Source organism: Rhodococcus parequi, from assembly GCF_046042785.1.
Classification (GTDB): domain Bacteria; phylum Actinomycetota; class Actinomycetes; order Mycobacteriales; family Mycobacteriaceae; genus Prescottella; species Prescottella parequi.
This window is the reverse complement of record NZ_JBDLNV010000004.1, coordinates 399,141-413,601: the sequence shown is the minus strand read 5'-3', so window position 1 is coordinate 413,601 and position 14,461 is coordinate 399,141. Positions and strand designations below refer to the sequence as shown.

General features: G+C 67.2%; 13 protein-coding genes. 10 read left to right on the top strand and 3 right to left on the bottom strand.

Annotated elements, in window-relative coordinates; translation table 11 throughout:
* From ABEU20_RS13610 to ABEU20_RS13575, 8 genes are read left to right on the top strand one after another with little or no spacing between them, the layout of a single operon-like run.
* Entirely contained in the window at window positions 1-1,182 is a 1,182-nt protein-coding gene (locus tag ABEU20_RS13610) for an MCE family protein (RefSeq protein ID WP_420164934.1), read from the top strand.
* Window positions 1,182-2,216 (top strand): MCE family protein, encoded by a 1,035-nt coding sequence (locus ABEU20_RS13605; RefSeq protein ID WP_420164933.1) that lies wholly within the window; start codon window positions 1,182-1,184, stop codon window positions 2,214-2,216. Before ABEU20_RS13610 ends, ABEU20_RS13605 begins: the two co-directional genes overlap by 1 nt.
* Window positions 2,203-3,252, top strand: a complete 1,050-nt coding sequence (locus ABEU20_RS13600) for an MCE family protein (protein WP_420164932.1) — start codon at window positions 2,203-2,205, stop codon at window positions 3,250-3,252. The genes ABEU20_RS13605 and ABEU20_RS13600 overlap by 14 nt, the downstream gene beginning before the upstream one ends.
* Window positions 3,252-4,556 carry an MCE family protein gene (locus tag ABEU20_RS13595; protein WP_420164931.1) on the top strand — a complete coding sequence of 435 codons (1,305 nt, stop codon included), beginning with the start codon at window positions 3,252-3,254 and terminating at the stop codon, window positions 4,554-4,556. Before ABEU20_RS13600 ends, ABEU20_RS13595 begins: the two co-directional genes overlap by 1 nt.
* Window positions 4,553-5,776: an MCE family protein gene (locus ABEU20_RS13590; protein WP_420164930.1), complete on the top strand. Its 1,224-nt coding sequence runs from the start codon at window positions 4,553-4,555 to the stop codon at window positions 5,774-5,776. The genes ABEU20_RS13595 and ABEU20_RS13590 overlap by 4 nt, the downstream gene beginning before the upstream one ends.
* Window positions 5,773-7,185, top strand: coding sequence for an MCE family protein (locus ABEU20_RS13585; RefSeq protein WP_420164929.1), 1,413 nt, complete (start codon window positions 5,773-5,775; stop codon window positions 7,183-7,185). Before ABEU20_RS13590 ends, ABEU20_RS13585 begins: the two co-directional genes overlap by 4 nt.
* Window positions 7,152-7,949, top strand: a complete 798-nt coding sequence (locus ABEU20_RS13580) for a hypothetical protein (protein WP_420164928.1) — start codon at window positions 7,152-7,154, stop codon at window positions 7,947-7,949. The genes ABEU20_RS13585 and ABEU20_RS13580 overlap by 34 nt, the downstream gene beginning before the upstream one ends.
* Window positions 7,946-8,512: a h domain protein gene (locus tag ABEU20_RS13575; protein ID WP_420164927.1), complete on the top strand. Its 567-nt coding sequence runs from the start codon at window positions 7,946-7,948 to the stop codon at window positions 8,510-8,512. The genes ABEU20_RS13580 and ABEU20_RS13575 overlap by 4 nt, the downstream gene beginning before the upstream one ends.
* A 74-nt stretch (window positions 8,513-8,586) precedes the next feature.
* On the opposite strand, the gene ABEU20_RS13570 is transcribed toward ABEU20_RS13575, so the two are convergent.
* Together ABEU20_RS13570 and ABEU20_RS13565 are read right to left on the bottom strand one after the other, a co-directional pair.
* Complete coding sequence (locus ABEU20_RS13570) at window positions 8,587-10,098, bottom strand: alpha,alpha-trehalose-phosphate synthase (UDP-forming) (protein ID WP_420164926.1); 1,512 nt, start codon at window positions 10,096-10,098, stop codon at window positions 8,587-8,589.
* A 50-nt stretch (window positions 10,099-10,148) separates the two neighbouring features.
* Complete coding sequence (locus tag ABEU20_RS13565) at window positions 10,149-10,322, bottom strand: hypothetical protein (protein WP_420164925.1); 174 nt, start codon at window positions 10,320-10,322, stop codon at window positions 10,149-10,151.
* Window positions 10,323-10,460: 138 nt separating this feature from the next.
* Between ABEU20_RS13565 and ABEU20_RS13560 the strand changes: the two genes are divergently transcribed.
* The gene (locus ABEU20_RS13560; RefSeq protein WP_420164924.1) at window positions 10,461-12,158 is read left to right on the top strand and encodes an ABC transporter ATP-binding protein; all 1,698 of its coding nucleotides are present in this window, start codon (window positions 10,461-10,463) and stop codon (window positions 12,156-12,158) included.
* Window positions 12,155-13,927, top strand: coding sequence for an ABC transporter ATP-binding protein (locus ABEU20_RS13555; RefSeq protein WP_420164923.1), 1,773 nt, complete (start codon window positions 12,155-12,157; stop codon window positions 13,925-13,927). The genes ABEU20_RS13560 and ABEU20_RS13555 overlap by 4 nt, the downstream gene beginning before the upstream one ends.
* Here ABEU20_RS13555 and ABEU20_RS13550 read toward each other — a convergent pair.
* Entirely contained in the window at window positions 13,924-14,442 is a 519-nt protein-coding gene (locus ABEU20_RS13550) for a Sec-independent protein translocase family protein (RefSeq protein ID WP_420164922.1), read from the bottom strand. The two genes, ABEU20_RS13555 and ABEU20_RS13550, sit on opposite strands and share 4 nt — an antisense overlap.
* Window positions 14,443-14,461: the final 19 nt, after the last annotated feature.

Below are 14,461 nucleotides of genomic sequence, written 5' to 3'. Positions count from 1 at the left end.
TTGACCGAATCAAGGTGGAAGACGAAGGTCGCCGCGGCTGTGATGGTTCTCAGCCTCGTCGCGATCGTCGTGGTGGCGCTGACGATGTTCGTCGGCGGCTTCACGAAGAGTGAACCGGTCACGGTGACGGCGTCACGCTCCGGTCTGGTCATGGAACCCGACGCCAAGGTCAAGCTGCGTGGCGTCGAGGTCGGCCGCGTGGCCTCTATCGACGAGGTCGACGGCCAGGCCCGGATCAAGCTCGACATGAATCCGTCGCAGCTGCACCTCATCCCCGCGAACTCTCCCGTCGAGATCAAGTCGACCACCGTGTTCGGGGCCAAGTACGTCAACTTCGTCACGCCGGCGGACCCGTCGCCCAAGTCCCTGCAGCCGGGGTCGGTGATCGGCGCCGAGAGCGTCACGGTCGAGTTCAACACGCTGTTCCAGAACCTGTCGACGCTGCTGCAGCAGATCGAGCCGGAGAAGCTCAACGCCACCCTCGGCGCCATCTCGTCGGCGCTCAACGGTCGCGGCAACGAGTTGGGTGAGTTGCTCGGTGAGACCGACGCGTATCTGAAGAAGATGAATCCGGTTCTGCCGCAGTTGAAGCAGGACCTCAATGCGGCGGCCACCGTGACCAACACGTACGCGGATGTCACTCCGGACCTGATGACACTGCTCGGCAACCTCACCGCCACGAGCGGGAGCATCGTCGAGGAGCGGGAGAACCTGCGTATGACGCTGGAGAACGCTGTAGCGCTGTCGAACAACGGCAACCAGTTGCTCACAGACAACGAGGCGGACCTGACGCGGGCACTCGCCCTCCTGGAACCGACGACCGCGCTGCTGTCGGGCTACTCGCCGGCAATCTCGTGTCTCGTTGTCGGCCTCAACAAGGCGCGTCCGATGGCCGAGCAGATCGAGGGCGGCGGACAAGCCGGCTTCGCGATGAGCACGAACTTTCTTTCGGGTCTCGCACCGTACACGTATCCGCGGGACCTTCCCAAGGTCAATGCCACCGGTGGCCCCAGCTGCTGGGGTCTACCCGACTTCGACCCGAAACGTGACGGCAACGCTCCGTTCGTGGTGGCCGATGTCGGCAACGTTCCTTACATGCCGTCGACGAAGACCACGCTGAGTATGCCAACCCTGTTCCAGATGCTCTACGGAGGAACCCCGGCTGGGGAGGGCCAGAACTGATGCGCGCGACCACAGTCAAGTTCCTCGCATTCACCACCGCCATGGTGCTGATCTTCGCCGGCCTGGCGATCGTATTCAGCCAGGCCCGGTTCAGCAGTGCCGACGACTACCGCGCGGTGTTCACCAACGCGTCCGGTCTGAAGTCCGGCGAGAAGGTTCGGATCGCAGGTGTTCCGGTCGGCACGGTCAAGGGCGTCGAGGTGGGATCCGACAACCTCGCGCACGTGAAGTTCGACGTCGATACGAAATACCCTCTGATGCAGAGCACTCGCGCCACGGTCCGCTACGAGAACCTCGTCGGCGACCGCTATCTCGAGCTCCTCGACGGGGAAGGCTCGTCCGAGTCGCTCACGAAGGGCGGGACGATCCCGGAGTCGCAGACCGCTCCCGCCCTGGACCTCGACCTCCTGCTGGGCGGCTTCAAGCCTCTGCTCCGCGGCCTCAGCGCAGAACAGGTCAACGACCTGAGCGGCGCCCTGCTGCAGGTTCTTCAGGGACAGGGCGGCACTCTGGTGTCGTTGCTCGGCAACACCAGTTCGTTCACGTCCACGCTCGCCGACCGGGACAAGTTGATCGGTGACGTCATCACGAACCTCAACACCACACTGACGACCATCAACGACAAGGGCGACCAATTCTCGTCCACTATCGATCAGTTGCAGCAGTTGGTGAGCGGACTCGCCCAGGACCGCGATCCCATCGGTGCTGCGATTCCCGAGATCGCTACAGCAACAGATGATCTCGCACAACTGCTGCAAGGGGCGCGCCCAGACCTGCAGTCGACGATCGCGCATGCGAGCGACCTGGCGACCAATCTGCAGAACGGTCAGGACGACATCAACTGGGTCCTCGAGCGGCTTCCGGAGTCGTACCGGAAGCTGATCCGTACGGGTTCGTACGGTGCGTTCTTCCAGTTCTATACGTGTTCGGTGAAGTTCAAGTTCTCCGGGCCGGACGGCAAGTTGATCTACATCGACGCTCCCGTCGCTCCGACGCAGACGACGGGAAGGTGCACCTTCAATGGCCAAGGGTGAACGCAATCTCGCGCGGATCGGCATCATCGGCGTTGCGGTCTCCGCGTGCCTGGTGCTGGCCGGTCTGCAGTACGACCGACTGCCGTTCCTGTTCGGCAACGTGCGCTACGAGGCGATGTTCGAGGACGCCGGTGGGCTGATGCCCGGTGACTACGTCACGGTGGCCGGCGTCAACGTGGGCAAGGTGGAGAGCATCGAACTCGACGGTGCTGAGGTCCGGGTCGCGTTCTCGATGAACGAGGGCATCCGCCTCGGCGGCAGCTCGGGCGCCGACATCAAGACCAACACGGTTCTCGGTCGCAAGTCGATGCAGGTGACCTCCGAGGGCGACGACGTCATGAAGGTCGGCAGCACCATTCCGTTGGCGCGCACCAACTCTCCGTACTCGCTCAACGATGCGCTCGGTGACCTCACTTCGACGGTCTCGGATCTGGACACGAACCAGCTCAACGAGTCGCTCAACGCGGTGTCCGAGACACTGTCCGACACGCCACCGGAGCTGCGGGCGGCGCTCGACGGCGTCACCCGGCTCTCGCAGAGCATCAACTCGCGCGACGAATCGCTCAAGGACCTGCTGAGCAAGGCCGAGGGAGTGACGAAGATCCTCGCGGACCGCAGCGACCAGATCAATTCGCTGATCCTCGACGGTAACCAGTTGCTCGGCGAACTCGATCGTCGTCGCAACGCGATCAGTGAGCTGATCACGAATGTCTCGGCCGTGTCGCGGCAGCTCACGGGCCTGGTTCAGGACAACGAACAGCAGATGAAACCGACCCTCGACAAGCTGAACTCGGTTGTTGCGAACCTGCAGAGCAACAAAGACAACATCGGACAGGCGCTGGAAGGTCTTGCGCCGTACGCGCGGTCGCTCGGCGAGGCTGTCGGTAGCGGCCCGTTCTTCATGGCGTATGTCGCGAACTTCGGCATGGGCAACGTGGCCCAGCTGGGTGTCGACAGCCAGCTGTGGCCCGAACACGTCCCGCAGGATCTCGCGCAGTTCCCGCCGGTGATACCAGAGTTCAAGGACCCGAACTGATGAGCGACGAACAGAAGCAGACAAGCGTGAGGAAGAAGTGGCTCGCGATCGGCGGCGCCGCCGTCGTCGTAGTCGCAGTTCTCGTGGCCGGGATCTTCTTCCTGTTCCCTGGCCTCGGAAAGACCACCATCACGGCGCAGTTCCCCTCCACCACAGGCCTGTACGCCGGTGATGACGTTCGAGTGCTCGGCGTCAAGGTCGGCTCGATCGAGAGCATTGATCCCAACGGCACCGGCGCGTCGGTGGTGATGAACGTCGATCGGTCGGTGGACATCCCCGCCGACGCCAAGGCGGTCATCATTGCACCCAGCCTTGTCGCTGCTCGGTTCGTGCAATTGACCCCCGTGTACACCGGGGGAGAGGCGATAGCAGACGGTGCCGAGATTCCGATGGAGCGCACAGCTGTTCCGGTGGAGTGGGACGAGATCAAGACGGAGCTGACCAAGTTGTCGGACGCTCTCGGTCCTCAGGGCGGTGCCGATCAGGGTTCGCTCGGCAACTTCATCGACACCGTCGGGGACAACCTCGATGGCAACGGTGACGCGCTGCGCAATACGCTGCGCGAGCTGTCCGACACCATGAAGACGCTGTCCGACGGGCGCACCGATCTGTTCGCGACCATTCGCAATCTCCAGTTGTTTGTCACGACACTGTCGTCCAGTAACCAGCAGATCGTGCAGTTCGGCGGGCGCCTGCAGTCGGTGTCCTCACTGCTTGCGGACACCAGTGACGAACTTGGAACGGCGCTACAGGATCTCGACGTCGCGATCGGTGACGTGAACCGTTTCGTCACCGAAAACCGAGACTCGCTCACCGAGCAGGTCGGCCGGCTGGCGGATGCGACCTCGGTGCTCGTCGAGAAGCGGCCACAGCTCGAGCAGGTATTGCACGTCGCGCCGAGCGCGCTCGCGAACTTCAACAACATCTACAGCCCCAAGCAGGGCTCGCTGAACGGCGTGCTTGCCGCGAGCAACGCAAAGAACCCGATCAACATGGTCTGTGGGTTGATCCGGGGACTCGAGACCAACGATTCGGACCGGACCGCGGACCTCTGCGCCCAGTTCTTCGGCCCGGTTCTGAACTCGATCACCACGAACTATCCGGCGATCATGACGCGGGTTGCGGATACACAGACTGCGCTACCCGAGCAGATCGAGTTCAGTCCGCCGAGTCTGGCCGGTCAGGTGCCTGCGCGGGCGCCATCGGGACCGGCATCCTCCGAGATTTCGCCGCTCGGGTCGATGCCGTCGATCCAGGTTCCCAAGGACCTCGGGTCCCTGCTCAATCCGGGAGGCGGACGATGACCGGGAACGGCAAACGTGCCCGGGTGGTGGCCACTTCCGCCATCGCCCTGACCTTCACCCTTGCGGTGACAGGCTGCGAGTGGAACGGCCTCAACTCGGTTCCGCTTCCCGGCACCGAAGGTGGCGGTGACGGCGCTTATGCCGTGCAGATCCAGATGCCGAATGTGACGACCATGTCGCAGAACTCGCCGGTGCGCGTCAACGACGTCACGGTCGGGGCGGTCACGGGCATCGAGGTCCAGGACTGGCACGCACTTGTCACGGTGTCACTCAACAAGGACGTCCAGCTCCCGGCCAACGCTACGGCGAAGATCGGGCAGACCAGCCTGCTCGGTTCGCAGCACCTCGAGCTTGCTCCGCCGGTGGGCATTGCCCCGCAGGGCACCCTGAAGGACGGGGACGTCATTCCTCTGGAGCGGGCGGGAGCGTATCCCACGACCGAGCAGACACTGTCGTCACTGTCGGTCGTGCTCAACGGCGGCGGCTTGGCACAGATCAACGACATCACCCGCGAACTCAACGCGGCCCTCGGTGGGCGCGAGGACTCGATCCGAGACCTGTTGCCACAACTCGACCAGCTCGTCGGCAGCCTCGACGACCAGCGCACCCAGATCATTTCCGCGATGGAGGGCATCGACCGGCTCGCCGGCACGGTGAATCAACAGACCGAGACCCTCAACCGGGCCCTGGACGGTATTCCGCCGGCCCTCGAGGTACTGGTGGCGCAGCGTCAGAATCTGACGAATGCTCTCGTGGCACTGGGTAACTTCTCCGACACTGCAACCCGCGTGATCAACGAGAGTGGTGACGACCTGAAGGCGAATCTGGCCTCGCTGTCGCCGCTGTTACAGCAACTCGCGGGCACCGGGAACAACCTCACCGAGGTGCTGTCGCTGATGCTCACCTTCCCGTTCACCATGAAGAACATGGATCAGGTTTTCGTGGGCGACTACGCGAACCTGAACATGGTGATCGACATGACCAACGAGCGTTTGAGTCAAAACTTCATCGACCAGACAGGGTTGGGGCCGACGCTCGCCGGCGTCGAGGGTGCGCTCGGCACGCTGGCGGGCGCGGCCGGCCAGGCGAACGATCCGCTGAAGATTCCCGAGCCGAAGCAGCCGGACCTGCTGCAGCCCGAGCCCAAGCCTGCGTCGGCGAACGGCGGCCAGCCGCCCCAGATTCCCGGACTGCCGCAACTAGGAGTGCCGACGCCATGATGCTCACGAGGTTCGTCCGCATTCAGCTCGTGATCTTCTCGATCCTGACCGTCATCGGTCTGGTCGTGATGGCCACCCAGTACGTTCAACTGCCCGCGCTGTTCGGCATCGGGCAGAACCGGGTGACGGTGCAGCTTTCCTCGAGTGGGGGGCTGTACACCAACGCGAATGTCGCATTCCGCGGTACCAATGTCGGCAAGGTCGAGGACGTCGTGCTCACCGAGGACGGGGTGGACGCGAAGCTGTCCATCAGCAGCAGTTACGACATCCCCGCCGATCTCGACGCCGCGGTCAAGAGCGTCTCGGCGGTCGGCGAGCAGTACGTCGACCTGATTCCGCGCACCGACTCGGAGCCGTATCTCGCGGACGGCGACGTGATTCCGGTAGATCGTACGAGCACTCCGCAGGACGTCGGCGCGATGCTCGACCAGGCGAACACGCTCGTCCAGAGCATCTCGAACACTCAGTTGCGCACCGTCGTCGATGAGTCGTTCAAGGCGTTCAACGGCGCCGGCCCGGATCTGCAGCGGCTGATCGATTCGGCGCGACTCTTCGTCCAGGAGGCCAACGCAAACTCGGACGCCACCAAGACGCTGATCGAACAGGCCGAGGGCCTGCTCGACACGCAGGTGGTCACGAGCGATGCGATTCGCGCGTGGACGCAGAACCTGGTGACGTTCTCGAACCAGTTGCGCGCCAGCGATCCTCAGATCCGCAGCGTGCTGGCCCAGACCCCGAACGCCGCCAACGAGGCCAATGCGCTGTTCCAGGAGCTGAAGCCGACGCTGCCGCTACTGCTCGCCAATCTGGTGAGCGTCGGCGAGGTGTCCACGATCTACCACAAGAGCATCGAGCAGGTGCTGGTGATCTATCCGCCATTGGTGTCCGGTCTGCTCACCGCTGCGATGCTCGGGCCGATCGAGGACGGCGCGATCGTGAACTTCGGGCTGCAGGTGAACGATCCGCCCCCGTGCACCACCGGATTCCTCCCGGCCGATCAGTGGCGTGCACCGAACGAGGCGTCGATTCCGCCGACGCCGTCGGACCTGTTCTGCAAGGTGGCGCCGGACGACCCGAGTGTGGTTCGTGGCGCCCGCAACTACCCGTGCATGGAGTACCCGGGCAGACGCGGAGCATCACCCGTGGAGTGCCGTAGCGCAGCGGGATACGTTCCGCTGGGCAACAACCCGCCCAGTGGGCCGCCCCAGGATCCGTCTGTACCCTCGTACACGACGGCTCCGGCGAGCGTCGGGAGCGCGAATGTGCCTGCCACAGCGCGCCCCTACGACCCGACGACGGGCAAGTACGTCGGGCCCGACGGCCTGCTGTACTCGCAGCCCGGGCTGGCGGGAGGAACACCGAGGGAGGACACGACGTGGCAGACGATGATGACACGTCAGCAGGGCTGACGGCCGACGACCGGAAGCGACCGGCACGCCGGCGCGCCAGTCGTAGTGCAGGACCGACGGGCAGCACGGGTTCACAGCCGATAACGCGCGTCTCGACTGCCGAGTCGAGTGGGGCTACCGCGGGCACGGTCACGCTGGAGAAGGACGGGCAACTGTCGGCCGACGTCACCGCGACGACTGCCGCGGCCGCCACTGACACCGAGAAGGCCGCGCCCCCGCAGTCGGCGGGGGAGACCGCGTCTGACGCGTGGTTCCCCACGGCGCCGACCGGATCTCGATGGGGCCGTGGCGCACTGGCGGCAGCGATCGCACTGGGTCTGGTGATCGTGGCGCTGCTCGGTGTGCTGGCATGGTTGCTGTTCGAGCGGTCCGCCGCGGGTGATCGTGACGCGCGGCGCGAGGCCTTCATCGGCACGGCACAGCAGACCGTCCTCAACCTCACGACGATCAAGCCGGATACGGCCAAGGAAGACGTCGCGAAGATCCTGGCGGGTGCGAGCGGTGAGTTCAAGGCCGAGTTCGACGGCCGCGAGGATCCCTTCGCCGGCATCGTGAAGGAGGCCGGCGTCACCACGGTCGGCAAGATCGTCGCGAGCGGGATCGAGAGCGACAGCGATGACAGCGCAAAGGTTCTCGTGTCCGCACGTGCCGATGTCACGAGCGCCGACGGATCCCAGAACGGTCCGCGTGACTTCCGGATGCGAGTCACGGTGACCGACAACGACGGGACACTGACCGCATCGAAGGTGGAGTTCGTGCCGTGACCGAGAAGCATGTCGAGAACGAAGGTCCCGGAATGAGCATCGAGACGGACACGCCGCCAGTTCTGGCGGCACCCACCAAGTCCTCGCTACCGACGCCGCTCCTGGCCGTTGCGGGCGTGGTGATCGCCGCCCTGCTGGTCGGTGTCGGAGTCCTCGGCTGGGGCTATCTCGACGACCGCGCCGCCGAGCAGGCCAGGACCGACGCGGTCCAGGCCGCCACGGCCCAGGCCGCCGCGATGCTGTCGTACAACTTCAACGACGTCGACCAGCAGCTGGCCGCCGCCGGCGACGGTCTCACCGGTGACTTCCGGGCCGAGTACGACACGTTGGTGAAGGAGACGATCGCTCCGGGCGCCAAGGAGAAGAAGATCACCGTCGAGGCCTCCGTTCAGGCGGGAGCCATCGAATCGGCGTCGAAGAACGACGCGGTGGTGCTGCTCTACGTCAACCAGATCACGCGCAGCGAGGAGATGCCGGACGCCGCGACGACCGGCAGCCGGGTGCGCATGGAGATGCACAAGGAGGGTGATCGCTGGCTCACCGGGCGACTGACGCCGGTGTAGCGAACGATTGATCCGGAACGAACGAAATGGGCTCCCGCGCAACGCGGGAGCCCATTGTCGTCGGTGTCGGAGTGCTAGTCGGTGTACTCGCCGTCGGCCGGCAGCAGCGCCGACCCGGCGACACCCTGCTGGCTGAGGGCGTCCAGGAACGACCGGGCCCAGCGGTCGACGTCGTGCGCGAGGACCTGGCGGCGCAGGGCGCGCATGTGGCGTCGGCCGGCCTCCTTGTCCTGGTTCAGTGCCTCCTCCATCTTGTCCTTGACGTCGTCGAGGTCGTGGGGGTTGCACAGGAAGGCCTGGCGGAGTTCGGCTGCGGCGCCGGTGAACTCGCTCAGCAGCAGTGCGCCGCCGAGGTCGCTGCGGCACGCGACGTACTCCTTGGCGACCAGGTTCATGCCGTCGCGCAGCGGCGTCACGAGCATGACGTCGGAGGCGACGAAGAACGCGATCAGTTCGTCGCGGCCGATGGGGCGGTGGATGTAGTGCACCACCGGGCGGCCCACCTCGGCGTACTCGCCGTTGATACGGCTGACGGTCTGCTCGATCGCGCCGCGCATCTGCACGTAGCTTTCGACCCGCTCGCGGCTCGGGGTGGCCAGCTGCACCATGACGGTGTCGGCGGGATCGACGCGTCCCTCTTGAAGGAGTTCGTACAGCGCGTCGAGGCGGACGTCGATGCCCTTGGTGTAGTCGAGGCGGTCGACGCCGAGCATGATGTGCTTGGGGTTGCCGAGTTCCTTGCGAATCTGCTTGGCGCGGTCGCGGATCGACTTGCGGCGCGACAGCTCGTCGAGCTTGCCGGAGTCGATGGAGATCGGGAAGGCGCCGACGCGGACCGTGCGGAATCCGACCTGCACGACGCCCAGCTTGGATCGGACGCCGACGGTGCCGCGGGAGGTCTGCTGCCCGGCGAGCCGGCGGGCCAGGAACATGAAGTTCTGGGCGCCGCCGGGGAGATGGAAGCCGATGAGATCGGCGCCGAGGAGACCCTCGACGATCTCGCGCCGCCACGGCATCTGCATGAACAGTTCGACCGGCGGGAACGGGATGTGCAGGAAGAAGCCGATCGTGAGGTCGGGGCGCAGCATCCGCAGCATCTTCGGCACCAACTGCAGCTGGTAGTCCTGGATCCAGACGGTGGCGCCCTCGGCGGCGGCTCGCGAGGTGGCCTCGGCGAAGCGGCGATTCACCTCGACGTAGGCGTTCCACCATTCACGCCGGTACTCCGGCTTGACGATGACGTCGTGGTACAACGGCCACAGGGTGGCGTTGGAGAAGCCCTCGTAGTAGTCGGCGACCTCCTGCGCGCTCAGCGGCACGGGGTAGAGGTCGAGGCCGTCCTCGACGATCGGCTCGAGTTCCACGTCGGGGACACCGGGCCAACCCACCCACGCGCCCTTGTTGTTGCGCAGGATCGGTTCGAGGGCGGTCACGAGCCCGCCGGGGCTGCGCTTCCAGCGGGTGGTGCCGTCGGGGAGTCGCTCGAGATCGACCGGAAGGCGATTCGCGACGACGACGAAGTCGGAACCGCCGTGGTCGGTGCCGGCGTGCGCGGCGCCCGTGGCGCCCTCGGAACTTGTCGACAATTCCGAAGGCTCAGCCACGGATACCCCTACTCTTTCCTCGTTGTGGTTCGTCAGTCGAGCTTGGCAGCCGGCCCGATGCCGAGCATCGAGAGCAGCATGCGGCACTCGTCGGCATCCGTGGCGTACGCGGCGACGACACGCTGAGCCTGTCGAGCGGTCTCGTCGGCTACGGGTTCGAGGTCCTCGTCCGCGATGTCGTTCTCGGCGGTCGTCTTCGCGGCCATCTTGTTCCTTCCGGCTTGCTGCTACTTCTCTAGCAGGTAGTTCCTGACTGCGACTCTATGAGAACCGCACCGGTCGGCGCCACTCACCATCGGGTTAGGGTCTACTTACCTACGCTGTTGTCGAGGGCTGGAGGGTTGATGGCAGGTGGTACCGCGGTTCTGCGCCGCACGCTGGCACGGAATCGGGGGCGTCTGCTCGCGGGGACGGCCCTGGTCAGTCTGCATCAGGTCGCCGAGACGGCGGTCCCGATCGCGATCGGTGTGATCGTCGACCGCGCGGTCGAGACCGGGGACGTGACAGCCCTGATCGTGTGGCTGTCCGCGCTCGCCGTCCTCTTCGTCGTGCTCACGTCGGCGTGGCGGTTCGGCGCGCGCTTCATCGTGCTGGCCGTGCAGCAGGAGGCACACCGGCTCCGGGTGGAGGTCGCGGGCCGAATCCTCGACCCCCGCGGCGTGCGGACGGACCTACGCGCGGGTGAGCTGCTGACGGTTTCGACGTCCGACGCCGACAAGGAGGCGTGGATCCTCGACGTCGTGCCCCGCGTCGCGGCGGCGCTCACCGCGATGGTGGCGTCGGCGATCGCGCTGCTGTGGATCGACGTGACGCTCGGTCTGGCGGTGCTCGTCGGCGCGCCCGTGATGCTCGGGCTGCTGCAGTTGGCGGCGCCGCTCATCACACGTCGGGCGTCCGCGCAGCAGGCGACCACGGCCCGCGCTGCCGGAATGGCCACGGATCTGGTGAGTGGCCTGCGACCGCTGCGCGGCATCGGGGCGGAGGCGACCGCGGCGCGGCGCTACCGCGACGTCAGCCGGGACGCGCTGGCCGCGACGATGCGCGCCGCGAAGGCGACCGGAGTGTTCGTCGGGGTGTCGATGACGGTCAGCGCGCTGCTCGCGGTGTCGGTGGCCGGGTTCGCGGGCTGGTTCGCGCTCGACGGCCGCATCTCGGTCGGCGAGCTGATCACCGTCGTCGGGTTGTCGCAGTTCATCGTGGAACCACTCGGCATGCTGGCCCGGGTTCCGGGCTTCTACGCGAACGCGCGGGCGTCGGCGGACCGGCTGGCGCTGGTGCTCGACGCCGAACCGCTGCTGCCCGCCGGCGGTACCCCACCGTCGGGTGCGAGCGACGTCGAACTGCGGGCGGTTGCCTACCGGTCCCTGGCGGGCGTCGACCTCACCGTCGCCCCGGGCGAGCTGCTGGGCGTCGTCGCGTATCGGCCGGAGGATGCGGAGGCGCTCGCCGACGTCCTGTCCGGGCAGGTTCCCCCCGATCGGTACGACGGGGAGATCCGGGTCGGCGGTGTTCCGCTGGCCGGTCTGGGCCTCACCCACGCCCGACGCACCGTGCTGGTCGAACCGCACCTGACCGACCTGTTCGCCGGGACCGTGCACTCCAACGTCACCGCCGGGGCGCCCGACGCCGACCACGCCGCGGTGCAGCACGTGCTCTGGGCGTCGGCCGCGGTCGACGTCGTCGACGCGCATCCCGCGGGTCTCGATCACGAGGTGACCGACCGGGGCGCGAGCCTGTCCGGCGGCCAGCGGCAGCGCGTAGCACTGGCCCGCGCGCTCGCCGCGCAGGCGCCCGTCATGGTGCTGCACGACCCGACCACCGCGGTCGACGCCGTCACCGAGCACGCGATCGCCGCCGGCATCGCCACCAGCCGGCACGACGGCGTCCGCGCCCACTCGACGATCCTCGTCACCAGCAGCCCCGCACTGCTGTCGGTGACCGATCGCGTCGTCGTCCTCGCCGACGGGCACATCGCCGCCGAGGGCACCCACGCCGGGTTGTCGGCGACCGACGAGAACTACCGGAAGGCTGTGCTGCGATGACGGGGGAACGATTGCTGCCCATCGCGTCGGCGTCGGACAGTTGGCGGTGGCTGCGCGACGCGATCGGACGTCGCAAGGGTCTGGCCGTGCTCACCCTGCTCGTCGGGCTGATCGCGGCCGCGGCCGCGGTGGTGCCCGTGTACGTGTTCGGTGTCCTGGTCGACCGGGTCCGCGAGGGCGCCCCGACGTCGACGATCGTCGGTGTCGTCGCGATCATCACGGTCGCCGCGGTGGTCGCGGGCGCACTCACCGGTCTCGGGTCGTACCTCATCGCCAGGCTGGGGGAGGGCGCGCTCGCCGGGCTGCGTGAGCAGGTGGTGGGACGAGCGCTGCGGCTGCCGATCCCCACCATCGAGCGGGTCGGCAAGGGGGATCTGCTCTCCCGCGTCGGCGACGACGTCGCGGTGATCGGCAAGGCCGTCGCGGACGTCGTGCCGAGCCTGGTGTCGTCGCTGCTGCTCGTGGTGCTGAGCATGGCGGCCATGCTCGGCATCGACTGGCGACTCGGTCTGGCGGGCATGGTGGCGCTGCCGATGTACGTGCTCGCGCTGCGCTGGTACCTGCCCCGCTCGGGGCCGCTGTACGCGCAGGAGCGCGTCGCGATGGGCCGGCGGTCGCAGGCACTGGTCAGCAGCATGCAGGGCGTGCGCACGGTCCGCGCGTACGGCCTCGAGGAACAGCACCTGGGGGAGATCGACCGGGCCTCGGGCGATGCGCGCGACCTCTCGGTGGGTGTGTTCGGGTTGTTCACCCGGTTCGCCGGGCGTGGTAACCGTGCCGAATTCGTCGGGCTCGCCGTGATTCTCGCGGTCGGGTTCACGCTCGTGAAGCAGGACATCGTGACCGTCGGCCAGACCACGGCCGCGGCGCTGCTGTTCCACCGCCTGTTCAACCCCATCGGCGCGCTGCTGTACACGTTCGACGAGGTGCAGTCGGCGGGGGCGAGCCTCGCCCGGCTCGTCGGCGTGCTCGGGATTCCGGAGCCGGCCGACGCCGGCGCGGACGTTGCACCGGCCGACGCGTCTCTCGAACTCGTCGGGGTCCGGCACAGCTACGACGGCGGCCACGAGGTGCTGCACGGCATCGATCTGCGCATCGCGCCGGGCGAGCGGGTGGCATTGGTGGGGTCGACGGGCGCCGGCAAGTCGACCCTCGCGGTGCTCGCGGCGGGGTCACTGCCGCCGACGTCGGGGGCGGTGCGGATCGGCGGGGTGCCGTTGGGCGAGTTGGGCGCCGGGTCGTTGCGTCGGCACGTCGCGATCGTCAGCCAGGAGGTGCACGTGTTCGCCGGGCCGTTGGTCGACGACCTGCGGCTCGCCCGCCCGGACGCGTCGGACGACGAGGTGACCGCAGCGCTCGACACTGTCGGTGCGTCGTCCTGGGTGAATGCCCTCGAACGCGGACTCGACACCGTCGTCGGCGAGGGTGGGCACGCGCTCACCGCGGCGCAGGCTCAGGAACTGGCACTCGCGCGCCTGGTGCTGGCCGATCCGGCGGTCGCGATCCTCGACGAGGCGACCGCCGAGGCCGGCAGCGCCGGGGCCCGGGAACTCGAGCGCGCCGCCGACGCCGCCACCCGGGGCCGGACGACGCTCGTCGTGGCACACCGGCTCACCCAGGCGGCGTCCGCCGACCGGGTCGTGGTGCTCGAGCACGGCCGGGTCGTCGAGCACGGCACGCCCGCCGAGTTGGTCTCGGCGGGTGGGCGTTACGCGCAGCTGTGGGCGGCATGGGAAGGTGCGGCCGAGGGGGTCGCCTCTCCCACCTAGCCGTCCTCGGACAGGTGGTCCAGGAGGTCGTCGAGCGAACCGAACTCGACGACCTCGGTGTCGTCGTCCTTGTCGTCGACCGTGACCCCGTCGATCGCGAGTTGCTCGTCCAGCTGAACCCGGATCCAGCTGTCGGGGAACTGCTTCGGCGCCGCGAAGGACAGCAGGAGCGCGTCGTGGAAGACGACGGTGGACGTCAGCGACAGGTCGTCGCGCAGGTCGGTCGGTTCGTGAACCGTCTCATCGCCGACCGCCTCCTCGATCTCCTCGGCGACCGAGTCGACGATCCGGAGCCACTGCTCGGGCGTGACGGTCAGGAGCCGGTCGACGGCGGCCAGGAGCACACCCGTGTCCGGCTCGGGCCGGTCGTCGGGCTCGGGGTCGACGTTGACGGCGACATCGGTTCCGGCGGCGGCCATCCGGGCGGTGCCGAAGACGAATCCGTCGCCCACCTGTGGCGCTGTGAGCAGTCCGCTTGCGGCGATCTCGTCCCGCAGTCGGGCGATCGATTCCATCGGGTCGAGCCTTTCGGAG

Bases quoted from the DNA above. Each gene is read 5' to 3' on its own strand.
- ABEU20_RS13605 (WP_420164933.1), top strand. From the start codon at position 1,182: ATGCGCGCGACCACAGTCAAGTTCCTCGCATTCACCACCGCCATGGTG.
- ABEU20_RS13600 (WP_420164932.1), top strand. From the start codon at position 2,203: ATGGCCAAGGGTGAACGCAATCTCGCGCGGATCGGCATCATCGGCGTT.
- ABEU20_RS13595 (WP_420164931.1), top strand. From the start codon at position 3,252: ATGAGCGACGAACAGAAGCAGACAAGCGTGAGGAAGAAGTGGCTCGCG.
- ABEU20_RS13590 (WP_420164930.1), top strand. From the start codon at position 4,553: ATGACCGGGAACGGCAAACGTGCCCGGGTGGTGGCCACTTCCGCCATC.
- ABEU20_RS13585 (WP_420164929.1), top strand. From the start codon at position 5,773: ATGATGCTCACGAGGTTCGTCCGCATTCAGCTCGTGATCTTCTCGATC.
- ABEU20_RS13565 (WP_420164925.1), bottom strand. From the start codon at position 10,322: ATGGCCGCGAAGACGACCGCCGAGAACGACATCGCGGACGAGGACCTC.
- ABEU20_RS13560 (WP_420164924.1), top strand. From the start codon at position 10,461: ATGGCAGGTGGTACCGCGGTTCTGCGCCGCACGCTGGCACGGAATCGG.
- ABEU20_RS13555 (WP_420164923.1), top strand. From the start codon at position 12,155: ATGACGGGGGAACGATTGCTGCCCATCGCGTCGGCGTCGGACAGTTGG.
- ABEU20_RS13550 (WP_420164922.1), bottom strand. From the start codon at position 14,442: ATGGAATCGATCGCCCGACTGCGGGACGAGATCGCCGCAAGCGGACTG.